This is a genomic window from Sutcliffiella deserti (assembly GCF_020037475.1).
Lineage (GTDB): Bacteria > Bacillota > Bacilli > Bacillales > Bacillaceae_I > Sutcliffiella_A > Sutcliffiella_A deserti.
This window is the reverse complement of record NZ_JAIQDB010000001.1, coordinates 272,196-294,769: the sequence shown is the minus strand read 5'-3', so window position 1 is coordinate 294,769 and position 22,574 is coordinate 272,196. Positions and strand designations below refer to the sequence as shown.

At 38.0% G+C, this 22,574-nt stretch carries 21 protein-coding genes; all 21 read left to right on the top strand.

What is annotated here, in order from left to right:
- The first annotated feature begins 142 nt into the window (after nucleotides 1-142).
- The 21 genes from K9B36_RS01380 (at nucleotide 143) to rpsO (ending at nucleotide 22,561) form a co-directional block, all read left to right on the top strand.
- A complete protein-coding gene (locus K9B36_RS01380) occupies nucleotides 143-616 on the top strand; it encodes a hypothetical protein (RefSeq protein WP_223700210.1) in 474 nt (157 codons plus the stop codon).
- A 159-nt stretch (nucleotides 617-775) separates the two neighbouring features.
- On the top strand, nucleotides 776-1,489 hold the full coding sequence (rpsB, locus tag K9B36_RS01375) for a 30S ribosomal protein S2 (protein ID WP_223700209.1): 714 nt from the start codon (nucleotides 776-778) through the stop codon (nucleotides 1,487-1,489).
- Nucleotides 1,490-1,623: 134 nt separating this feature from the next.
- Complete coding sequence (tsf, locus tag K9B36_RS01370; protein WP_223700208.1) at nucleotides 1,624-2,505, top strand: translation elongation factor Ts; 882 nt, start codon at nucleotides 1,624-1,626, stop codon at nucleotides 2,503-2,505.
- Between the two features lie 206 nt (nucleotides 2,506-2,711).
- Nucleotides 2,712-3,434, top strand: coding sequence for a UMP kinase (gene pyrH / locus K9B36_RS01365; protein ID WP_223700207.1), 723 nt, complete (start codon nucleotides 2,712-2,714; stop codon nucleotides 3,432-3,434).
- Between the two features lies 1 nt (nucleotide 3,435).
- Nucleotides 3,436-3,993, top strand: a complete 558-nt coding sequence (gene frr, locus K9B36_RS01360; RefSeq protein WP_223700206.1) for a ribosome recycling factor — start codon at nucleotides 3,436-3,438, stop codon at nucleotides 3,991-3,993.
- A gap of 128 nt (nucleotides 3,994-4,121) precedes the next feature.
- Entirely contained in the window at nucleotides 4,122-4,895 is a 774-nt protein-coding gene (locus K9B36_RS01355; protein ID WP_223700205.1) for an isoprenyl transferase, read from the top strand.
- Nucleotides 4,896-4,913: 18 nt separating this feature from the next.
- Nucleotides 4,914-5,702: a phosphatidate cytidylyltransferase gene (locus K9B36_RS01350; protein WP_223700204.1), complete on the top strand. Its 789-nt coding sequence runs from the start codon at nucleotides 4,914-4,916 to the stop codon at nucleotides 5,700-5,702.
- Between the two features lie 39 nt (nucleotides 5,703-5,741).
- Entirely contained in the window at nucleotides 5,742-6,893 is a 1,152-nt protein-coding gene (dxr, locus tag K9B36_RS01345) for a 1-deoxy-D-xylulose-5-phosphate reductoisomerase (RefSeq protein WP_223700203.1), read from the top strand.
- 13 nt (nucleotides 6,894-6,906) lie between these two features.
- Nucleotides 6,907-8,169, top strand: a complete 1,263-nt coding sequence (gene rseP / locus K9B36_RS01340; protein WP_223700202.1) for an RIP metalloprotease RseP — start codon at nucleotides 6,907-6,909, stop codon at nucleotides 8,167-8,169.
- Nucleotides 8,170-8,620: 451 nt separating this feature from the next.
- Entirely contained in the window at nucleotides 8,621-10,324 is a 1,704-nt protein-coding gene (locus tag K9B36_RS01335) for a proline--tRNA ligase (protein ID WP_223700201.1), read from the top strand.
- 141 nt (nucleotides 10,325-10,465) lie between these two features.
- On the top strand, nucleotides 10,466-14,779 hold the full coding sequence (locus K9B36_RS01330; protein WP_223700200.1) for a PolC-type DNA polymerase III: 4,314 nt from the start codon (nucleotides 10,466-10,468) through the stop codon (nucleotides 14,777-14,779).
- Nucleotides 14,780-15,077: 298 nt separating this feature from the next.
- Nucleotides 15,078-15,548: a ribosome maturation factor RimP gene (gene rimP / locus K9B36_RS01325; protein WP_223700199.1), complete on the top strand. Its 471-nt coding sequence runs from the start codon at nucleotides 15,078-15,080 to the stop codon at nucleotides 15,546-15,548.
- A gap of 76 nt (nucleotides 15,549-15,624) precedes the next feature.
- Nucleotides 15,625-16,746: a transcription termination factor NusA gene (nusA, locus tag K9B36_RS01320; RefSeq protein WP_223700198.1), complete on the top strand. Its 1,122-nt coding sequence runs from the start codon at nucleotides 15,625-15,627 to the stop codon at nucleotides 16,744-16,746.
- A gap of 17 nt (nucleotides 16,747-16,763) precedes the next feature.
- A complete protein-coding gene (gene rnpM / locus K9B36_RS01315; RefSeq protein ID WP_223700197.1) occupies nucleotides 16,764-17,051 on the top strand; it encodes an RNase P modulator RnpM in 288 nt (95 codons plus the stop codon).
- Entirely contained in the window at nucleotides 17,044-17,343 is a 300-nt protein-coding gene (locus K9B36_RS01310; protein WP_223700196.1) for a YlxQ family RNA-binding protein, read from the top strand. Before rnpM ends, K9B36_RS01310 begins: the two co-directional genes overlap by 8 nt.
- Nucleotides 17,344-17,360: 17 nt before the next feature.
- The gene (infB, locus tag K9B36_RS01305; protein WP_223700195.1) at nucleotides 17,361-19,493 is read left to right on the top strand and encodes a translation initiation factor IF-2; all 2,133 of its coding nucleotides are present in this window, start codon (nucleotides 17,361-17,363) and stop codon (nucleotides 19,491-19,493) included.
- On the top strand, nucleotides 19,490-19,768 hold the full coding sequence (locus tag K9B36_RS01300; protein WP_223700194.1) for a DUF503 domain-containing protein: 279 nt from the start codon (nucleotides 19,490-19,492) through the stop codon (nucleotides 19,766-19,768). The genes infB and K9B36_RS01300 overlap by 4 nt, the downstream gene beginning before the upstream one ends.
- Before the next feature lie 13 nt (nucleotides 19,769-19,781).
- Nucleotides 19,782-20,141 carry a 30S ribosome-binding factor RbfA gene (rbfA, locus tag K9B36_RS01295; RefSeq protein WP_223700193.1) on the top strand — a complete coding sequence of 120 codons (360 nt, stop codon included), beginning with the start codon at nucleotides 19,782-19,784 and terminating at the stop codon, nucleotides 20,139-20,141.
- A gap of 96 nt (nucleotides 20,142-20,237) precedes the next feature.
- The gene (gene truB, locus K9B36_RS01290; RefSeq protein WP_223700192.1) at nucleotides 20,238-21,140 is read left to right on the top strand and encodes a tRNA pseudouridine(55) synthase TruB; all 903 of its coding nucleotides are present in this window, start codon (nucleotides 20,238-20,240) and stop codon (nucleotides 21,138-21,140) included.
- Nucleotides 21,141-21,217: 77 nt separating this feature from the next.
- Complete coding sequence (ribF, locus tag K9B36_RS01285) at nucleotides 21,218-22,207, top strand: bifunctional riboflavin kinase/FAD synthetase (RefSeq protein ID WP_223700191.1); 990 nt, start codon at nucleotides 21,218-21,220, stop codon at nucleotides 22,205-22,207.
- A gap of 84 nt (nucleotides 22,208-22,291) precedes the next feature.
- Nucleotides 22,292-22,561 carry a 30S ribosomal protein S15 gene (rpsO, locus tag K9B36_RS01280; protein WP_223700190.1) on the top strand — a complete coding sequence of 90 codons (270 nt, stop codon included), beginning with the start codon at nucleotides 22,292-22,294 and terminating at the stop codon, nucleotides 22,559-22,561.
- Nucleotides 22,562-22,574: the final 13 nt, after the last annotated feature.

The following is a 22,574-nucleotide window of genomic DNA, read 5'->3' as shown; positions in this document are numbered from 1 at the left end:
TCCTGAAAAGGCAAAGCGGTTGCGGGTCGATTGGGACTCCCGTTGCCACCCTCAGGAGCTTTACACACTCCCTTGAATCAATAGCCAGGAACTATTAACAACCTGGCATTAACCTAGCTTTATAAAAAGGTCGTGAAGCTGTATGACAGTAATATTTTTAGTGATAAACTTCATGTTGAGCTTACTTGCAATATTTTTTGTAATCATCCTTTATGTTAAATTCTCGAAAGTGCAACAGCTTGAGCAGGATTATCACCATTTATTGAAAGAAGCGGAAGAAACAATAAGTGGCTATGTTTATGAGCTAAAAGAAGAAAATGAAATATTTTTATCAAAAATAACAGACAAACGACATGCTAATGCTCCTACAGTGAAAATGGCGAGGGAAAACCTCATTGATAGAACAGAATCTGAAATTACACAACAAGACGTTGAAATGCTTTTGAATGAAAATGAACAAAAGCTATCATCTGATAAGAAAGAGAACTTTGAGAGCTTAAGTTTGTATGAACAGGTGTCGCATTTAGTTGAAAAAGGGCATTCTCTTGAAGATATTGCTAAGAAGCTGAATAAAGGTAAAACGGAGATAGAGCTTTTATGGAAAATTCGACAGTGAAAGTCATTTTGCACTTGATTGTGTAAAGCGTATGTGATATAGTTACTTTCGGTGTTATAAATTCACACGTTTGCCGATTTAAGCAATGGTGCTGATCTTATCAGTTTTGTTTAAAAATGAAGTAAACGGAGGAAAAAAAACCATTAGGAGGAATATAACATGTCAGTAATCTCAATGAAACAACTTTTAGAAGCTGGTGTACATTTCGGACACCAAACTCGCCGTTGGAACCCAAAAATGAAGAAATTTATCTTCACGGAGCGTAACGGTATTTACATCATCGACCTTCAAAAAACAGTTAAAAAGGTTGAAGAAGCTTACAGATTCGTTAAAGAACTTGCTGGTAATGGCGGAACAGTTCTATTCGTTGGTACTAAAAAGCAAGCACAAGATTCTGTAAAAGAAGAAGCAGAACGTTCTGGAATGTACTATGTTAACCAACGCTGGTTGGGTGGTACTTTAACTAACTTTGAAACAATCCAAAAGCGTATTACACGCCTTAAGAAAATTGAAAAAATGCAAGAAGATGGAACTTTCGAAGTTCTTCCTAAGAAAGAAGTTGTAATGTTAAAGAAAGAGCTTGAGCGTCTTGAAAAGTTCCTAGGCGGAATCAAAGACATGAAAGGTCTTCCGGATGCATTATTCATCATTGACCCACGCAAAGAGCGTATCGCTGTTGCAGAAGCTAGAAAGCTTAACATCCCTATCGTTGGAATTGTAGACACGAACTGTGATCCAGACGAAATTGATGTAATTATCCCTGCAAATGACGATGCAATCCGTGCTGTAAAATTATTAACAGGCAAAATGGCAGATGCTATCTTAGAAGCGAAACAAGGCGAAGAGACTGCTGCTGCTACAACAACTGCTTAATTAGATTTAGAAAAAAGGTGATAAGAGGGGAAAGCCTTTTATCACCTTTTTTTGGAAAATATAATATGTGATAGGGCAACTTAAATTGATTGTACCTATTATAGATTTACATAACCTAAGGAGGAATTATTATTATGGCTGTTACTGCTCAAATGGTAAAAGAATTACGTGAAAAAACTGGCGCTGGAATGATGGATTGTAAAAAAGCATTAATGGAAACAGATGGTGATATCGATAAAGCAATCGACTTTCTACGCGAAAAAGGGATTGCAAAAGCTGCTAAAAAGACAGATCGTATTGCTGCAGAAGGATTAACTGCAATTGTTACTAAAGGAAACGAAGCGGTTATTCTAGAAGTTAACTCTGAAACAGATTTTGTAGCTAAAAATGAAGGTTTTAAAACTCTTGTTACTGAATTGGGTCAATTGTTAATCACGCATAAACCTGAAAATGTGGAAGCAGCACTTGAATTGAAAATGGATAACGGTGTTGTAGTTTCTGAACATATCAACTCAGCTATCGCTAAAATTGGAGAAAAATTAACTCTTCGTCGTTATACTATTGCTACTAAAACTGATGAGGATGCATTTGGTGCTTACTTACACATGGGTGGTCGTATCGGTGTTTTAACATTGCTTGAAGGTACAACCGATGAGGAAGCTGCTAAAGATGTAGCAATGCATATTGCTGCAATCAATCCTAAATATGTTTCTCGCGACGAAGTTTCTGCAGAAGAAGCAGAACGTGAGCGTGAAGTATTAACACAGCAAGCTTTAAATGAAGGTAAACCTGAAAATATCGTTGCTAAAATGGTAGAAGGGCGTCTTGGGAAATACTTTGAAGATATCTGCCTATTAGACCAAACTTTTGTTAAAAACCCAGATATGAAAGTACGTCAATTTGTACAAAGCAAAGGTGGAACTGTTAAGGCGTTTGTCCGTTATGAAGTTGGAGAAGGAATTGAAAGACGTCAAGACAATTTTGCTGAAGAAGTAATGAACCAAGTTAAAAAATAAGAGAACAACACTCTGAATATTCCGGGAGCACACTTTGTGTTCCCTTTTTTAAAAAGGCTCTTATCATGTAAACTGTAGTTGCGTAATAAACGAGAAATGGCGCACCTGGATGTTGTCTGGGGTGGAAACAAGCCATGTCTGGAATTAACAGTGGTACTTAGCAAGAGCTATTAAAATAAGAAATCCTTGGATTCCTGGAGGTTATTATGTCTGAAGCAAAATATCGTCGTATTGTATTAAAATTAAGTGGGGAAGCTTTAGCAGGAGAGCAAGGCTTTGGTATTAATCCAACTGTAATTAAATCTGTTTCTCATCAAGTTAAAGAATTGGCTGACCTAGGTGTGGAGGTTGCTGTAGTTGTTGGAGGCGGGAACATTTGGAGAGGTAAGGTTGGAAGCGAGATGGGAATGGACCGTGCCTCTGCCGATTATATGGGAATGCTGGCAACAGTAATGAATTCACTAGCACTTCAAGATAGTCTAGAGAATGCCGGTGTTGAGACACGTGTACAAACCTCCATTGAAATGCGTCAGGTTGCTGAACCTTACATAAGAAGAAAAGCAATTCGTCACTTAGAGAAAAAACGTGTAGTTATTTTTGCTGCTGGAACAGGTAACCCTTATTTCTCAACAGATACAACTGCTGCATTACGTGCAGCGGAAATTGAAGCAGAAGTGATTCTTATGGCAAAAAACAATGTAGATGGTGTATACTCTGCCGATCCTAGCATTGATCGTACAGCGACGAAATACGAAACGCTTACTTACCTTGACGTTTTAAGAGAAGGACTTGCTGTTATGGACTCTACCGCTTCATCTTTATGTATGGATAATAACATTCCGATTATCGTATTTTCTATCATGGAAGAAGGAAACATTAAACGAGTTGTTTTAGGTGAAAATATTGGAACGATTGTGAGGGGGAAATAACATGGCCAAACAAGTTATTACACAAACAAAAGATAGAATGGAAAAAGCAATTCAATCCTATTCTAGAGAATTAGCATCTATCCGTGCTGGACGAGCTAGTGCTGCTCTTTTAGACAAAGTAACAGTGGATTATTATGGCGCACCTACACCTGTTAATCAATTAGCTTCCATAAATGTTCCTGAAGCTAGGTTATTAGTTGTGCAACCATATGATAAGTCTTCATTAGGTGATATTGAAAAAGCTATTATTAGAGCAGACCTTGGACTGAATCCTTCTAATGATGGATCAGTAATCCGCATTTCTATTCCTGCTTTGACAGAAGAAAGACGTAAAGAGCTAGTGAAAGTGGTTAAAAAGTCGTCTGAAGAAGCAAAGGTAGCAATCCGTAACATTCGTCGTGATGGGAATGATGATTTAAAGAAGCTTGAAAAGAGCGGAGACATTACCGAAGACGAATTACGTGGCTATACTGATGACATTCAGAAGCAAACAGACAACTTTATTGCTAAGGTTGAAACAGTAACAAAAGAAAAAGAAAAAGAAATCATGGAAGTCTGAGCGATTTACATGTAAAATAGAAAGATGGAAAGACCCTCTAACGTTTACAGGGGGTTTTTTTGTTAATACTGTTACTATAAATAAGTACCAACAGTAAGGTAGTTATTTATTTTTAATGGAGGATTTTTATGCTGAAGAAAATACAAGAGTGGAGAGGCAAAGAAACCTCTAAATCTTCCCTTACAAAGGAAGAACTATTGAAACACCCTATCCCAAAACATATTGCTGTTATAATGGATGGCAATGGACGTTGGGCAAAGAAACGTGCTTTACCTAGAATTGCAGGACACCATGAAGGAATGAAAACAGTAAGGAAAATAACAAAAGCTGCTAATGGTTTAGGTGTTAAAGTTTTAACCATGTACGCTTTTTCTACAGAAAACTGGAAGCGACCGAAACTTGAGGTGGATTTTCTAATGAAGCTGCCAGAGGAGTTTCTTGGAACATTTCTTCCAGAACTAATTGAAGAGAATGTGCAAGTGCGCCTGATGGGCAACAAATCCGACCTTCCTGAACACACGCTTCGAGCAGTGGAAGGTGCAATGGAAAAAACCAAAAACAATACCGGACTAATATTAAATTTCGCCCTGAATTATGGCGGTAGAGATGAAATACTGCGTGCAGTGAAAAATGTAGCAATAGATTTACAGAACAATACTATTACTACAGAACAACTTTCTGAAGAGGTTTTCTCAGAATATCTTTTCAGTAATCAATTACCAGACCCAGATCTTCTTATTCGTACAAGTGGGGAAATAAGATTGAGCAATTTTATGCTCTGGCAATTAGCCTATGCTGAATTTTATTTTACGGATGTACTATGGCCTGATTTTGAGGAGCTTCACCTTTACGAGGCGATAAACAGTTTTCAACAGCGTGGAAGAAGATTTGGTGGTATATAAGAAGGTGTTGGACATACAATGAAACAACGGATTATTACAGCTTTAATAGCAGCAGCGGTGTTTTTACCTATTGTTGTTTACGGTGAATTGCCATTTGTCATCTTTGTTTACTTATTAGCATCTGTAGGTTTATATGAGGCTTTAAGGATGAAAAAGCATTCCATTGTTAGCATACCTGGTCTGCTGTCCCTTTTACTTATATGGATATTCTTATTGCCGAGCTCCTGGCTACCTTTAGATCCTATCTTTTTGAAAATTGATTTTCTGTTACTAATTGTCTTGCTACTATTAACTTACACAGTATTATCTAAAAACAAATTCACATTTGATGATGTAGGCTTTATTCTTGCTTCAACGGTTTATATTGGAATGGGTTTTTATTATTTTATCGAAATTCGTGAAATATCTTTGGCTTATGTGTTTTTTGCTTTATTTGTAATTTGGACAACCGACTCTGGAGCATATTTTATAGGAAAAGCAATAGGCAATAAAAAGTTATGGCCTGAAATCAGTCCTAACAAGACAGTGGAAGGCTCTATTGGAGGAGTTATTTGTGCTATTGTATTAGCAATTATCTTCCATTTTGTTGTAGATTTTACTCATTCTGTTTTAGTAACAGTTTTATTAGCGAGTATTCTTTCAGTAGTAGGGCAAATTGGAGATCTTGCCGAGTCTGCTTTAAAGAGATACTATCAGATTAAAGATTCAGGTAAAATCCTCCCGGGCCACGGTGGGATATTAGATCGCTTCGACAGCCTTCTCTTTGTGCTGCCACTATTACACTTTATACATAGATTTATATCCTAACTCAGAAAAAAAGTGAGGGTATGGAAGGAGAGGGTGCTAGTGAAACAAATAAGTTTATTGGGGGCTTCTGGTTCTATAGGGATTCAGACCTTGGAAGTAATTAGGCAGCACCCTGACCTATTTAAGCTTGTAGCATTTAGTGTTGGAAGCAATATAAAAGTTGCTTCTGAAATAATTGATGAATTTTCTCCATCATTAGTATCAGTTAAAAGCAGAAATGACCGAGAAATGTTAAAAAGTCAATTAGTTGGCCGGTCTATTAAAGTTGTAGACGGGGAAGAAGGCTTAATTGAAGTGGCGACCTTTAAGGATACGGATATTGTCGTCAATTCTGTAGTTGGTAGTGTAGGACTAGTTCCAACACTACATGCTATCGAAAGTAAAAAAACGATTGCACTTGCTAATAAAGAGACATTAGTGACCGCAGGGCATATCGTCATGGATGAAGCAAAGAAGCATGGTGTTTCCATTCTTCCTGTAGACAGTGAACATTCAGCTATATACCAATGTCTACAAGGAGAAAAGGAGAAAAATATCCAATCGCTGATATTAACAGCTTCTGGGGGGAGCTTTCGTGATAAAACTCGGGATCAACTGATAGGAGTTACGGTTTCCGACGCTTTAAATCATCCGAATTGGTCGATGGGAGCGAAGATTACGATAGACTCCGCAACCATGATGAATAAAGGACTTGAAGTTATTGAAGCACATTGGTTGTTTGGTATCCCGTATGAAGAAATTCAAGTGGTACTGCATAGAGAAAGTGCAATACATTCTATGGTTGAGTTTTGTGATACAAGCATCATCGCCCAATTAGGAACACCTGATATGCGGGTTCCGATACAATATGCTTTAAGTTATCCAGATCGTTTGGTTCACACATCAGGAAAAAGACTAAACCTTGTTGAAATGGGAAAACTTCATTTTGAAACGATGGATTTTGAACGTTTCCGCTGCTTACATTTTGCTTTTGAGGCAGGTAAAACAGGGGGAACGATGCCTACTGTTCTGAATGCAGCAAATGAAATTGCAGTGGAAGGATTCTTGTCAGGAAAAATCGAGTTCTTAACAATAGAGCACATGATAGAAAAGGCCATGGCAAGACATTCTGTTCAAAAAGTTCCAGATCTACAAACCATTACTGAAGTAGACATCGAGACGAGAGAATATGTTCGTTCACTAATAGATTAGAGGTGGAAATCTAGTGAATACAGTTATAGCTTTTATCATTATTTTTGGGGTGCTAGTTTTCGTTCATGAACTAGGCCATCTGGTCTTTGCAAAGAGAGCAGGTATTTTATGTAGAGAGTTTGCAATAGGGTTTGGTCCGAAAGTATTTTCTTTCAAGAAAGATGATACAGTTTATACAATTAGACTTTTACCTATCGGTGGATTTGTACGAATGGCAGGGGAAGATCCAGAAGTTATTGAGATAAAACCTGGCTATCATATTGGTTTATTATTCAATGATATGGGAGAAGTCAACAAAGTAGTTATAAATAATAAGGATAAGCATCCTGAGGCAAAAATTATTGAAGTAGAACATGCAGATTTAGAACATAACCTTATTATTCGCGGATATGAACTGAATGATGAAGAGACTCTTCACGAATTTGCTGTAAGCAGAGATTCCTATTTCGTGATGGATGGTCAAGAAATACAAAATGCTCCTTATGACCGTCAGTTTGGTTCAAAAACATTAGGTCAGCGGACGATGGCGATTTTTGCAGGACCTATGATGAACTTTATACTAGCATTTTTGCTTTTTGCCTTCCTTGGGATGGTGCAGGGATATCCTGTTAATGAGGCAATTATGGGTGAATTAACTTCAGACGGACCTGCGCAAGCATCAGGCTTGCAACAAGGAGATAAGGTTATTGCGATAAATGACAATAGTGTCTCTTCTTGGGATGATGTGGTAAAGATTATACAAGTGAACCCTAACGAAGAATTGTTATTCCTAGTTGACAGAAATGGCCAATCCTTAAATATTCCAATTACTCCAAAGGCTGAACAAGTCGAAGGAGGAGAAACAATAGGAATCATTGGTGTTTATATGCCGATGGAGAAATCTGTACTAGGAGCAATTCCTAAAGCAGGGACCGAAACATACAACTGGACTAAAGAAATCATTACAGGTCTTGGTAAACTGGTAACAGGTCAATTCTCCATCGATATGCTTTCAGGTCCTGTTGGGATCTATAAATCCACCGAAGTGGTGGCAGAATCAGGAGTCCTCTTGTTAATCAGGTGGACGGCCGTGCTTAGTATTAACCTAGGAATTATCAACCTGCTCCCTATTCCAGCATTGGATGGCGGCCGACTTATGTTCTTTGCTGCAGAGGCAGTAAGAGGTAGACCTATTGATCGTCAAAAAGAAGGTCTAGTCCACTTTATAGGATTTGCGTTATTAATGTTATTAATGCTTGTTGTTACATGGAATGATATTCAAAAGTTCTTTTTGTAAAGTCTCTGTTAAAGTTGTGCGTTGATATTAATGCTATTCCAGTGATGATTGGAGCAAAAGGCGGAGACTCCAACGGGATGATAGCGGTAGGCTGGAGACCCCGCAGGCACAGCCGAGGAGGCTCCAGCACCGCCCCGTGGAACGCGTAGCCTTTTGCGAAAATCAATAGCGGCGTTTAACACAGGCTTTGTAAAAGTTGTTTGTAATTTAAATGGTAAAGAGTCAACTTGGATCATGTACTTTGATGCAAGTTCTCTTTGCTTTAATAGAGAGCTCTTATGGGGAAAAATCTCTATTAGACCAGGCAGTGAAGAAATAAGACTCTTTTCTTAAAGGTTCTTGCTATAAGTCCGTAAAAAATCGGCCGCGATTATAACGGGTTGTGCCAATTACATAAAAGCAACAATCAATGCGAAAACAGCCAAAAAAAATAGGTTACGAGGTGCCCATTATGAAACAAAGTATGACGCTTATTCCTACTCTTAGAGAAGTCCCGGCAGATGCAGAGGTGAAAAGTCATCAGCTATTAATTAGAGCAGGTTATATACGCCAGAATACAAGTGGTATTTATAGTTTTCTTCCTTTAGGAAAAAAAGTACTAAAAAAAGTGGAGGATATCGTCCGGGAAGAAATGGATAATGCCGGAGCTGCAGAACTATTGATGCCAGCAATGCAAGCAGCAGAGCTATGGCAAGAATCTGGTCGCTGGTATTCTTACGGTCCCGAATTAATGCGCCTAAAGGATCGTCATAATAGGGAGTTTGCCTTAGGGGCGACGCACGAAGAGGTCATTACGACAATCGTACGTGATGAAATCAAATCTTATAAAAAACTACCTCTGACACTTTACCAAATTCAAACAAAGTTTCGCGACGAAAAACGCCCAAGGTTCGGTCTCTTACGTGGAAGAGAGTTCCTGATGAAAGACGCTTACTCCTTTCATGCCTCCCAAGAAAGTCTTGATGAAGTGTATAACATCATGTTCACAGCTTATTCTAATATATTTACTAGATTAGGATTGGATTTCAGGGCAGTTATAGCCGACTCAGGTGCTATGGGAGGAAAAGATACACATGAATTTATGGTTCTTTCTGAAATTGGGGAAGATACAGTTGCTTACTCAACAAAATCTGGTTTTGCTGCCAATGTAGAGATGGCGCCGGTAATGGCTAACTACGAGCGAAAAACAGAACAAATCAAAGACTTAGAAAAAATAGCTACCCCTAATCAAAAAACAATTGAAGAAGTAGCAGATTTTCTAGATGTTTCAAGTTCTGATTGCATAAAAACTCTAGGGTTTAAAGTAGACGACAAATTTGTGGTAGTGTTAGTTCGCGGAGATCATGAGATAAACGATATTAAGATTAAAAATTTATACCAAGCATCCGTAGTCGATCTTGCGTCACCACAAGAAGTGAAAGAGCAATTGGGATGCCCGATAGGATCCCTTGGTCCAATTAACTTACCAACATCCGTGGAGATAGTAGCTGATGCAGCCGTTGAGTATATTGTTAACGGTGTGGCCGGTGCAAATGAGGAAGGTTTTCACTATAAAAATGTTAATCCTTCTAGAGATTTCAACATCAGCCAGTATTGCGATTTGCGATTTATTAAAGAGGGAGACATGTCTCCAGACGGGGAGGGAGTCATCCAATTTGCAAAAGGTATAGAAGTTGGGCATATATTCAAGCTTGGCAAACGATATAGTGAAGCAATGGGTGCTACCTACCTTGATGAAAATGGAAGAGCTCAGCATATGATTATGGGTTGTTATGGAATTGGGGTCTCCCGTGTAATGGCAGCAATTGTTGAGCAGTTCCATGATGATAATGGAATTGTATGGCCTGATGCTGTGACACCTTATCAGGTACACGTTATTCCTGTAAATGCAAAGAACGATGTACAAGCAGGATTGGCCGAAAAACTGTACGGTGAACTGAAGGATGCAGGCTTTTCAGTACTGTATGATGACCGTCAAGAAAGACCAGGCGTTAAATTCGCAGATTCTGATTTAATTGGCTTGCCTGTTCGCATCACGGTTGGCAAAAAAGCAGAAGAAAATGTGGTAGAACTTAAATGGAGAAAAACAGGAGATATGGAAGAAATCTCTGTGGAACAATTAATACAAACATTACGTCGAAATATAGTACAATAAGAGATATATAAATACACGAAGGTACCCCTAATCAAAATAGGAGGTACCTTCAATTATGAGGCTTTTTTTATCCATTGTTGATGTTGCATACGTATAATCAACGGATATTGTGGCCGAATATGTATGTGGAAAGGAGTCTGAATGTTGCTAGATCCGTTGTCCCAAGAAAAGAAAGATCGTTTTCGACTTCTCCTTCAACAGCTAGGTCTAACTAGCGATGAAATATTTCCTTATTTTGCTGAGGCGGGAATCGAGAAATTAACAGTAGAAAAAGCACAAAAAAAATGGCATTTTCATTTTGTTTTCCAGAATATTCTTCCAGCATCCATCTATGAAATATTTTATGCAAAGCTGACAAAAAGCTTCTCACATATAGCAAGTGTTTCTTTTCATATTAGCGTTAATGAGAATTCTTATGAAGGAACATATATACAAGACTATTGGCCGATATGTTTAAAAGAATTGGAGGGATATTCTCCGCCTTTACTTATGCTCTTAAAAGGACAGGTGCCAACTCTAAAAGGAAATAAGCTTATTCTTACAGCAAGAAATGAAGCAGAGGCCATCGCTGTTAAGAAGAAATTAAATTCTGTTATTTGCTCCATGTATGAAGGTTTTGGTTTTCCTACTTTTGTATTAGATACAAGTTTATCTCATTCTGAAGAAGATTATCAGAAATTTGTAGAACAAAAACAAATAGAGGACGATCAAAAAGCTTTAGCTGCTCTTACTGAAATGCAAAAAAAGGATACTGCTGAAAGTAGTTCTGTAAGTGGCCCAGTAATGATAGGATATAACATCAAAGATGATGCAGAGATTAAGACTTTAGCAGAGATAGTGGATGAAGAAAGACGAGTAGCCGTACAGGGTTATGTTTTTGATGCAGAAACAAAAGAACTTAGAAGTGGAAGAACTTTGTTAACATTTAAAATTACTGATTATACCAATTCCATTCTAGTAAAAATGTTCTCCAGAGACAAAGAGGATGTACCTTTATTACAAGCAGTTAAAAAAGGTATGTGGTTAAAGGTTCGAGGCAGTATTCAGAATGATACCTTTGTTCGAGATCTCGTTATGATGGCAAATGATATAAATGAATTTGCCGGAAAAGAAATAAGAGATACCGCGCCGGAAGGGGAAAAAAGAGTCGAGCTTCATTTACACTCCCCAATGAGTACGATGGATGCAGTAAGCTCTATTACTTCACTTGTTGGACAAGCCAAAAAGTGGGGGCATGAAGCAATTGCTATAACAGACCATGCAGTAGCACAGGCTTATCCTGATGCTTATGCTGCCGGACAAAAAAATGGCGTAAAAATATTATATGGACTAGAAGCGAACCTTGTAGATGATGGTGTACCCATTGCTTATAATCCTATTCACCGCAATCTAGCAGAAGCTACCTATGTTGTTTTTGATGTTGAGACAACAGGTTTATCTGCAATGTACGACACGATTATTGAACTTGCAGCAGTAAAAATAAAAGACGGGGAAATTATTGACCGCTTTGAATCGTTCTCTAATCCGCATCACCCCTTATCTGCGACAACCATAAACCTTACAGGAATAACTGATGATATGGTTCAAGATGCACCAGAAGTAGGGGATGTTTTAAAAGATTTTCATCAATGGATAGATGATGATATTCTTGTTGCTCACAATGCTAGCTTTGATATGGGTTTCTTGAACATTGGTTTACAGAGAATAGGGCTTGGGAAAGCAAAAAATCCAGTTATTGATACATTGGAATTAGGACGCCTGTTATTTCCAGACTTAAAGAATCATCGATTAAATACTCTTTGTAAAAAGTTCGACATTGAACTTACCCAGCATCACAGAGCGATTTATGATGCCGAAGCAACAGGTTATTTATTAATGAAAATGTTAAAAGATGCACTTGAACGAGGAATAACACGTCATGATGAATTAAATGAGAATACTGGTAAATCGGATGCATATAAAAGAGCAAGACCATCACATATTACCTTGCTTGCTGTTAATGATATAGGCTTGAAAAATTTATTTAAAATCGTGTCGATCTCACATATGAACTATTTTTACCGTGTTCCTCGGATACCAAGGTCACAGCTTCAAAAGCTGAGAGAAGGTTTATTAATTGGAACCGCCTGTGATAAAGGGGAAGTATTTGAAGGTATGATGCAAAAGTCTCCAGATGAAGTGGAGAATATTGCAGAGTTTTACGATTATATTGAGGTACAGCCTCCGAGTAATTATAATCATCTTTTAGAATTAGAATTAATTAAAGATGAAAAATCACTACAGGAAATTTTAACTAACATTGTCAAGCTAGGAGAAAAACTGGAAAAACCTGTTGTAGCTACAGGGAATGTCCACTATTTAAAGAAAGAAGATAAAATCCATCGCGAAATTCTTGTTCGCTCACAATCGGGTGCAAATCCACTTAATCGTCATGAACTTCCTGATGTGCATTTTAAGACAACGGACGAAATGCTTGCTGCTTTTTCATTCCTAGGCGAAGAAAAAGCAAAAGAAATTGTTGTGACTAATACTCAAAAAATAGCAGGCATGATTAATGAGATCAAACCGATTAAAGATGATCTCTATACCCCGAAAATTGAGGGTGCTGATGAAGAAATTAGAGAAATGAGTTATTCTCGTGCTCGTAGTATCTACGGAGATGATTTGCCAGAACTTGTGGAAAAAAGAATAGAAAAAGAACTAAAAAGTATTATCGGTCACGGATTTGCTGTAATCTATTTAATTTCTCAAAAGCTTGTTAAAAAATCACTAGATGATGGCTATCTTGTAGGATCACGTGGATCGGTAGGATCCTCTTTTGTAGCAACAATGACAGAAATTACAGAGGTAAATCCCCTACCACCACATTATGTTTGTCCGTCTTGTCAAACATCGGAATTCTTTGACGATGGTTCGGTAGGCTCAGGTTTTGATTTACCTGATAAAGACTGTCCTCATTGTGGAGAATCTTTCACTAAAGATGGTCATGATATTCCCTTTGAAACTTTCTTAGGTTTTAAGGGTGACAAGGTTCCTGATATAGATTTGAATTTTTCTGGTGAATATCAACCAAGAGCGCATAACTATACAAAAGTATTATTTGGAGAAGATTATGTTTTCCGTGCTGGAACCATTGGTACAGTAGCTGATAAGACTGCTTACGGCTATGTAAAGGGGTATGCAAATGATCGTAACTTGATTCTTCGTGGTGCTGAAATAGATCGGCTTTCTTCCGGATGTACAGGTGTGAGGAGATCAACTGGTCAGCATCCAGGTGGAATTATAGTTGTTCCGGATTACATGGATATTTATGATTTCTCACCAATACAGTACCCAGCGGATGATACAGGCTCAGAGTGGAAAACCACACATTTTGATTTTCACTCTATACATGACAACCTTTTGAAGCTTGATATATTAGGACATGATGATCCTACCGTAATCAGGATGCTTCAGGATCTAAGTGGAATAGACCCGAAAACAATTCCAACCGACGATCCATATGTTATGAAGATATTCAGTGGGACAGAATCACTTGGTGTTACAGAAGATCAAATAATGTGTAAAACAGGTACACTTGGAATTCCGGAGTTTGGTACAAGATTTGTTCGTCAGATGTTAGAGGATACTAAACCATCCACTTTTTCCGAATTGGTTCAAATATCAGGTTTGTCGCATGGTACCGATGTATGGTTAGGAAATGCACAAGAACTTATTCATAATAAAACTTGTTCACTCAGTGAAGTAATAGGGTGCCGTGATGACATTATGGTTTATCTTATCTATAAAGGTTTAGATCCTTCCATGGCATTTAAAATTATGGAATCTGTCCGTAAAGGGAAGGGCTTAACTGATGAATTTAAACAAGAAATGGTAAAGAACGATGTGCCAGAATGGTATATAGATTCTTGTTTAAAAATCAAGTATATGTTTCCAAAAGCCCATGCAGCAGCTTATGTTTTAATGGCAGTTCGTATAGCCTACTTTAAAGTCCACTTTCCTTTAATGTACTATGCAGCTTATTTTACGGTACGAGCAGACGATTTTGACCTAGATTGCATGGTTAAAGGGTCAGCCTCCATTCGTAAGATAGTAGAAGAAATAAATGCAAAAGGCTTAGATGCCACACCAAAAGAAAAATCTTTATTAACTGTATTGGAATTGTCATTGGAAATGAGCGAGCGCGGTTTCTCTTTTAAAAAGGTAGACTTATATAAATCTCATGCTTCTGAATTTATTATAGAAGGTGATTCCCTTATTCCACCATTCAACTCCATTCCTGGACTTGGAACAAATGCAGCTATTAACATTGTTAATTCTAGAGCAGGTGGAGAATATCTTTCTAAAGAAGATTTACAGCAGCGTGGCCGTGTTTCAAAAACCATTATGGAATACCTCGACAAGCATGGTTGTCTCGAAGGACTACCAGACCAAAACCAGCTTTCATTATTCTAGGATGTACAATGCTGGCAATGGCGAGTCTCTAAACGCGTAATTGCTTGAAAGATTTGCATAAAATGTAGGAATATGATATATTTACATTGGAAATGCTATATACATGTAATCAGAAAAGAGTGGGGAAACCCACTCTTTCGTATTGTATTCTCATTTTTCTAGCGTCCATTCTTTTGCCGTTAGACGGCAACTTTTTGTTGTACATAAGCTTGCTTGTTTATGATTCCCTGCTAATTGGCAGGGTCTTTTGTTCAGATTTTAAATACATCGTTTCTCGCTATAGCGAAGGAGGAAAAAGATGAGCAAAAATGTTATTGATACGGTAGAACAAATGATGCTACCTATCGTGGAGGAAATGAATGTTGAGTTAGTGGATATTGAGTATGTAAAAGAAGGTTCATCTTGGTTTTTACGTGTTTATGTGGATAAAGATGGCGGTATTGATATTGAAGACTGTGGTACAGTCAGCGAAAAATTAAGTGAACAGTTGGATGAAATGGATCCTATTCCACATAATTACTTTCTTGAGGTATCTTCGCCTGGTGCAGAACGTCCGTTGAAGAAAAAGGAAGACTTAGAGAAATCTGTTGGAAAATATGTGCATATTAAAACATATGAGCCGATAGATGGTTTGAAAATGTTCGAAGGTGATCTTCTGAGTTTTGATGGCGAGACACTTAAAATCTCCATTACAATTAAAACACGTAAAAAAGAATTTGAAATTCCATATTCAAAAGTCGCCAAGGCTCGATTGGCAGTAAAATTTTAAAAGGTTCAACTACCTATAAGACCAATCATATGTGTCTAAAATGAATGCGTAGGTATGTTAAGGGGGACAAAGTTATATGAGCAGCGAGTTATTTGATGCCCTTACCCTTATGGAAAAGGAAAAAGGCATTAGCAAAGATGTAATAGTTGAGGCGATTGAGGCTGCACTGATATCTGCTTACAAACGAAATTTTAATCAAGCGCAAAATGTACGAGTTGATCTAAATCTAGAATCAGGAACAATGCGTGTATTCGCCAGAAAAGATGTTGTTACAGAAGTGTTTGATTCCAGACTGGAAATTTCTGTTGAAGAAGCAAAGGGCATTAATCCAAATTACCAAGAAAATGATGTATTAGAAATTGAAGTAACACCAAAAGACTTTGGTCGGATAGCCGCACAGACTGCAAAGCAAGTAGTTACACAACGAGTGAGAGAAGCAGAGCGTGGAGTGATCTACTCCGAATATATTGAACGTGAAGAAGATATCATGACAGGGATTGTGCAACGATTAGATGCTAAGTTTATTTACGTGAGCTTAGGAAAGATTGAAGCTCTTTTACCGGTTAATGAGCAAATGCCTAATGAACATTACAAACCTCATGATAGAATAAAAGTATTCCTAACTAAGGTAGAAAAAACAACAAAGGGACCTCAAATCTTTGTGTCTCGATCTCACCCAGGATTACTTAAAAGACTATTCGAATTGGAAGTGCCGGAGATTTATGATGGCACTGTTGAAATTAAATCAGTTGCACGAGAAGCGGGGGATCGCTCCAAAATTTCAGTTTTTAGTGATAACCCTGAAGTGGATCCGGTTGGTGCATGTGTTGGACCAAAAGGGCAAAGGGTACAGGCAATTGTCAATGAACTGAAGGGTGAAAAAATTGATATTGTGCGTTGGTCAAAAGATCCAGTTGAATTTGTTGCTAATGCGCTTAGCCCCTCCAAAGTGCTTGAAGTTCAAGTAAATGAAGAGGACAAAGCCACAACGGTCATCGTTCCAGATTACCAGCTTTCACTAGCAATTGGTAAAAGAGGTCAAAATGCACGACTGGCAGCAAAGTTATCTGGCTGGAAGATCGATATCAAAAGCGAGTCAGAGGCAGAAGAACTAGGAATCTACCCAAGCCTTACCTTATCAAAAAGTGATGAAGAAGAGATGGATGATTTCTTTGAGGAAGACAATACAGAAGAATAAAAAAGAGGTGTTGCCAGGTGAACAGTCGCAAAAAAATCCCTATGCGCAAGTGCGTTGCTAGTCAAGAATTGAGACCAAAGAAAGAACTAATTCGCATTGTTCGATCAAAAGAAGGCGAAGTCTCCATTGACTTGACGGGGAAAAAGTCTGGACGAGGGGCATATTTAGCAAGAAACAAAGATAGCATCCTTCTTGCGAAGAAGAAAAATATACTATCCCGACATTTAGATGTAGCGATTGATGATTCATTGTATGATGAATTGATTCAACTGGTAGAAACGGAGAAAGATTCGAATCATGAATAATCAATGGCTATCTCTATTAGGTCTCGCAACAAGAGCGAGAAAGACAATAACAGGAGAAGAACTTGTAGTCAAGGAAGTAAGAGCTGGAAATGCGAAGCTAGTACTTGTTGCAGGTGATGCATCTGTTAATACGTTAAAAAAATTAAATGATAAATGTACTTACTATGAAGTACCGATCAGAACAGTGGCAGATCGGTTTGAGTTAGGTCGGGCAATTGGCAAAGATGCGAGAGTTTCCATTGCAATATTAGATGATGGCTTTGCCAAAAAACTTCTTACGTTGCTCGATTAATCTTTGGGGGTGAATGTATGACGAAATTACGCGTGTACGAATACGCTAAACAAAAGAACGTATCAAGTAAAGATGTCATTACAAAACTAAAAGAAATGAATATTGAGGTATCAAACCATATGGCGACATTAGATGAAGACACAATTCAAAAATTAAACGGCTCCAGTTCAAAAGAAGCACCAAAAAAACAAGCAGCTCCACAAGGTGCTAACAGTACTGCAAAGAAGCCTGCAAATAATCAAGGTGCATCTCAAGCAAATAGAAACAAAAAGCCTTTTAATAACAATAACAACAATGCGAATAATTTCTCTAAAGGCAAGAAGAAACAACAAAAAACAAATCAAAACCGCGGTCCACAATCAGCACCAACACCACCCGTGAAGAAAAAAGAAACACCTTCGAAAATCACTTTCACAGGTTCCCTTACAGTTGGAGAGTTAGCAAAAAAGCTGAACAAAGAGCCATCTGAGATTATTAAAAAGCTCTTTATGTTAGGTGTTATGGCTACTATCAACCAAGACCTTGATAAAGATTCCATTGAGCTAATTGCTGGAGAATATAGTGTGGAAGTAGAAGAGGAAATTATCTTTGAAGTAACTGACTTTGAAGGTTATGACACAGAAGATCAAGAAGAAGTTCTTGAAGAGCGTCCTCCAGTTGTAACAATAATGGGGCACGTTGACCACGGTAAAACAACCCTTCTGGATTCTATCCGTAACACTAAAGTAACGGCAGGAGAAGCAGGGGGAATTACTCAACATATTGGCGCATACCAAGTGGAAGTAGAAAAAGGCAAGAAAATTACATTCCTTGATACTCCTGGGCATGCTGCATTTACAACGATGCGTTCACGTGGAGCTCAGGTAACAGACATCACCATTCTTGTAGTAGCTGCAGATGATGGAGTAATGCCTCAAACAGTGGAAGCAATTAACCATGCAAAAGCTGCGGATGTTCCTATCATAGTAGCGGTCAACAAAATGGACAAAGAAGGTGCCAATCCTGACCGTGTGATGCAAGAATTAACTGAACACGGGCTTGTATCGGAAGCTTGGGGCGGGGACACTATTTTTGTTCACCTTTCTGCACTTAAAGGAGAAGGAATTGATACACTTCTTGAAATGATTCTTCTTGTTGCGGAAGTGGAAGAATATAAAGCCAACCCTAAACGTGCTGCATCCGGTACCGTGATTGAAGCACAGCTTGATAAAGGTAGAGGATCTGTAGCTACCCTTTTAGTACAAAAAGGGACACTAAGAGTAGGAGATCCAATTGTAGTTGGAAACACATTTGGCCGTGTGCGTGCAATGGTAAGCGATATAGGACGTCGTGTGAAGGAAGCTAAGCCATCCACTCCTATAGAAATTACTGGCCTCAGTGACGTGCCACAAGCCGGAGACAACTTTATGGTATTCTCTGATGAGAAAACAGCTCGTAATGTTGGGGAGGCTCGTGCACAAAAACAGCTTCAGGAACAAAGAAGTGAAAAAACTCGTGTAACCTTGGATGATTTATTTGAGCAAATCAAACAAGGCGAGATGAAAGAAATTAATTTAATCGTAAAAGCAGACGTTCAAGGGTCTGTGGAAGCAATGGCTGCATCACTTCAAAAAATCGAAGTAGAAGGTGCAAAAGTTAAGATTATTCATACGGGTGTTGGAGCAATCACTGAATCTGATATCATTTTAGCTTCTGCTTCTAATGCCATCGTTATTGGTTTTAATGTTCGACCAGATGGTGGAGCAAAGCGTACTGCTGATGCAGAGAAAGTGGACATTCGTCTACACCGTATTATTTATAAAGCAATTGAGGAAATTGAAGCAGCGATGAAAGGGATGCTTGACCCAGAGTTTGAAGAAAAAGTGATCGGTCAAGTGGAAGTCCGCCAAACTTTCAAAGTTTCTAAAGTTGGTACAATAGCTGGAGCCTATGTAACTGAAGGTAAAGTTACTCGTGATTCAAGCATACGTTTAATTCGCGATGGCATTGTTATTTTCGAGGGCGAATTAGACACATTAAAACGATTTAAGGATGACGTAAAAGAAGTTGCGACAAACTATGAGTGTGGCGTAACAATTAAGAACTTCAATGACATTAAAGAAGGCGACATCATCGAAGCATATGTAATGCAAGAAATCGAAAGAAAATGATCGGGTATATCGAATGTGACTGTATAATCTATGATGCTCAATCTTTGAAGGAAAAAAGAGCCGTTTTACAACGAATTATTAGCAGGCTTAAGCAACGCTTTAATATTTCCGTTTCAGAGATTGATCATCAGGATGTATGGCAACGGACGAAACTTGGTATTGTTTCCGTTTCTTCTTCAAAAGCTATTACAGAAAAGGAATTACAGAAAGTGCTCGAATTCCTAGATTCTTTTCCTGAAATAGAACGAGCAGAAACTTCGCTTGATTGGCTTTAAAGGGGTGAAAAATATGACACTCAGATCAAACCGTGTTGGGGAGCAAATGAAAAAAGAGCTTTCTGATATTATTGGTCGAAAGATTAAGGATCCTCGTGTAGGTTTTGTAACTGTTACAGATGTGGAAGTTACCGGGGACCTTCAACAAGCCAAGGTATATATATCTGTATTGGGAGATAATGACCAGCGGCAGGATACATTAATTGGCTTAGCTAAAGCAAAAGGATTTATCCGTAGTGAAATTGGACGAAGAATTCGTTTAAGAAAAACTCCGGAACTTTTCTTTGAAATTGATAAATCCATTGATTATGGTAATCGAATCGAAGACCTAATCCATGAACTTAATAAAAAAGACTCTGAAGATCAAGAGTAGTAAAGAAGGATAGGCAGAAGTGTCTATCCTTTTTAAATAGCAATTTAGTTTATCTTGCATGTTGCAGATAGAGCCAAGAAGAAAGGGGTGCATCTTTTGGATGGAATTTTAGTATTAAATAAGCCAAAAGGATTTACTTCCCATGATTGCGTTTTTAAAGTGAGAAAAATCCTGAAAACGAAAAAAGTAGGACATACAGGGACGCTTGATCCTGAAGTAACAGGTGTTTTACCATTATGTATTGGAAAAGCAACTAAATTAGTAGAATTTTTAACTGCTGAACAGAAAACATACATAGCTGAAGTTACAATAGGTTATTCCACCACAACAGAAGACCAAACAGGAGAAGTTGTGGAAGAAAAAGAGGTTACTACCTCAATTACAAAAGATCACATAGATATGATCTTTGAAAAGTTAAAAGGCGAGATTGAACAAACACCACCGATGTACTCTGCAGTGAAAATTAATGGAAAAAAATTATATGAGTATGCCAGGGAAGGAAAAGTAATTGAACGTCCTTCCAGAAAGGTTACAATCCATGATATTTTCTTAACAAGTGACATTATTAAGGAAAACAAGCAAGTTCGTTTTTCTTTTGAAGTAACATGTAGCAAAGGAACCTATGTCAGAACGCTAGCTGTTCAAATAGGAGAAATGTTAGGGTACCCTGCCCATATGAGTAAATTGACGAGAACTTCTTCAGGTAGTTTTTTGTTAGAACAATCGATTACTTTAGAAGAATTGGAGAATCTTGTATCAGAAGATCAAGTTTCGAGCGTATTGATCCCGATGGAAAAAGCCCTATTATCATTGCCTAAGCTAGAGATAAATGATAAAGTAGCAGAGAAAGTGCAAAATGGAGCGGTTTTACCTTTTCCAGAAGGACTCGTGGATGATAGTGAATATTTTGGAGTTTTCCACCAGAATACTTGTATCGCAATCTATATGAAGCATCCTACTAAACCTGGGCTGATGAAGCCGAAAAAAGTATTCCATTGAGCACCGAACTTCTCTAATACTTATTGTGTAATACTAAGCATACATAATGTATGAATATATAGATTTAGGTGATTAAAATGAAAGTTGTTTATCTAGAACATCCTCATTCTCTTTCTCAAAATGAGTGTAATCCTGCTGTCGCAGCATTGGGATTCTTTGATGGTATCCATTTGGGTCATCAGAAGGTTATCCAGTCAGCGCTCAAAAAGGCAAAAGAACTAAACATAGAAACAGCAGTAATGACGCTTGACCCACATCCATCCGTGGTGTTAAGGAGAACCGTTCAACATGTTCGCTACATAACACCTCTTTCAGAAAAAATAAAGCTATTAACTGCACTCGGGGTAGATATTTTATATGTAGTTAAATTTGACTTAGAATTTGCTGGCCTAGTTCCGCAAGATTTTATCGACCTATATATAATAAGATTGAATATAAAACATGTGGTGGCAGGTTTTGATTATTCTTATGGCCGATTAGGTAAAGGAACTATGGAAACTCTCCCTTTTCACTCGCGAAATCAGTTTGGATATAATGTTATTGAGAAATATACAACCAATAATCATAAAGTAAGTTCAACCTTTATACGGGAGCAACTTCAAACAGGAAATGTAGGGGATCTTCCACAAACGCTTGGCCGCTATTATGTTATTCGCGGAACGGTTGGACATGGAGATAAGAGAGGGAGAACAATAGGTTTTCCTACTGCAAATATCGAGCTCTCTGATGAGTATGTTATTCCTAGAACTGGAGTCTATGCCGTCCGTCTATTTGTTAAAGGTCATTGGCACTTAGGCGTCTGTAACATAGGATACAAACCAACTTTCTATGAACGGAAAGAAGAGCGCCTTCCTTCAATAGAAGTTCATTTATTTGATTTTGATGAATTTATCTATGATGAACATGTAATTGTAGAATGGCACTGTTTAATAAGGGAAGAAAAGAAGTTCTCCGGTATAGATACCCTTATAGCTCAAATTCAGAAAGATAAGCAAACAGCAATCGACTATTTTGAAAAAAATACGCCCAATACTTGCTTTTTAACCCGGAAAGATGTATGCTATTAAACGTACGAAAACCATTGCTTGGCAAGTCGAATCACCAACGCTTGCTCGGTAATAGGGGTTTTTTACTATAAGGAGGTGAATAGGATGGCTATCACACAAGAGCGTAAGCAAGAGCTAATCAGTGAGTACAAAACTCACGAATCTGACACTGGATCACCAGAGGTTCAGATTGCTGTCCTAACAGAGCAAATCAACAGCCTAAACGAGCATTTACGTACTCACAAAAAGGATCATCACTCACGTCGTGGTCTATTGAAGATGGTTGGTAAGCGTCGTAACTTATTAACTTACCTTCGTAACAAGGATGTAACTCGTTACCGTGAACTAATTACAAAATTAGGTTTACGTCGATAATGTTTTATGGAAA